The 1,482-nt window shown below is 37.6% G+C and carries 2 protein-coding genes; both read left to right on the forward strand.

Annotation, left to right across the window (positions count from 1 at the left end):
* Positions 1–2: 2 nt before the first annotated feature.
* Positions 3–1,073 (forward strand): ABC transporter permease, encoded by a 1,071-nt coding sequence (locus ACYIAQ_RS08740; protein ID WP_483563456.1) that lies wholly within the window; start codon positions 3–5, stop codon positions 1,071–1,073.
* A partial coding sequence (locus tag ACYIAQ_RS08745) for an ABC transporter permease subunit (RefSeq protein WP_483563457.1) occupies positions 1,073–1,482 on the forward strand: 410 nt, incomplete at its 3' end. The genes ACYIAQ_RS08740 and ACYIAQ_RS08745, both read left to right, overlap by 1 nt.

Genomic DNA, 1,482 nt, shown 5'->3' on the forward strand with positions numbered 1-1,482 from the left:
TAGTGCTCACAATTTCAATTTTAGCTGGATTTTTAGTTGGTGCGGTAATTATGCTTATCTGGAGTTATAATCCATTTGAAGCGTATAGTTCAATGTTTTCAAGTGCGTTGGGCAATATGAATGGTATTGGAGAAACTATTCGTGAAGCAACGCCTCTGATATTCACAGCTATTGGTTTTGCAGTTGCATCTAGTGCAGGTTTTTTCAATATTGGGTTACCAGGTCAAGCGCAGGCAGGATGGTTGACTTCAATTTGGATTGTATTAGCTAACCCTAATATGCCTAAATTCCTACTTTTACCTTTGGCTACGATTGCCGGTGCGGTTGCTGGTGCTTTTGTTGCAGGAATTGCTGGTTGGTTACGGGCACAATTTGGTACGAATGAGGTTATTACCACAATTATGCTCAATTATATTGTATTGTATTCTTGCCAATACTTAATGCAGCAAGTTATGCCTGGGGGGTTGCGCATTGATACAGATACTACTAAGACAATTTCTCAAAATGGTAGTCTAAAAATCAGTTGGCTTACTTCTATGTTTGGTGAATCAAGAATTAACGCTGGAATTTTTTTGGCTTTAGTTGCAGTTGTAGCATATTGGTATCTAATGAAAAAAACAACAATTGGTTTTGAAATTAGTTCTGTAGGTGCGAATCCTTATGCTAGCCGGTATGCGGGGATGTCTACTAAAAAGAATATTGTACTTTCAATGCTATTGTCAGGTGGCTTTGCCGGATTAGGTGGTGTTGTCCAAGGATTGGGTACGTATCAAAATTATTTTAACCAAACTACGAGCCTTGATATTGGTTGGGATGGCCTGTCTGTCGCATTGCTGGGTGGGGGAACAGCTATCGGTATTTTGCTAGCCGCTATCCTCTTTTCAATATTAAAGATAGGCGGATTGGGTATGCAGACTATTGCTGGCATACCTTATGAGATTGTTTCAATTGTAATTGCAGCAATTATCTTTTTTGTTGCAATACAATATGTAATTGGTTTGTTATTTAAAACTAAGCCCCAAACGGTTGTTGATGAGAATTCACCCGCTAATATTGAAGGAGGTCGTAAATAATGGATTTGGTAGCAATTTTATCTCTGTTGGTTTCATCAACGATTGTTTATTCAACACCTTTAATTTTTACTTCTCTTGGTGGTGTTTATAGTGAGAATTCCGGGATAACTAATATTGGTTTGGAAGGAATTATGACAATGGGCGCTTTTTCTTCCATTATGTTTAACTTAACATTTGCCTCATCCTTGGGGAAAATAACACCATGGATTGGTTTAATTGTTGGTGGTATTGTTGGTTTGATTTTTTCACTTCTGCATGCGGTTGCTACAATTAACTTTCATGCTGATCATGTGATCAGCGGAACGGTTCTTAATTTAATGGCGCCACCGCTAGCTGTGTTCCTAGTTAAAGCAATTTATGATAAAGGACAAACTGAAAATATTTCACAAAGTTTTGGTTATTTTAATTT

Source organism: Lactobacillus sp. X-49 (assembly GCF_057063645.1).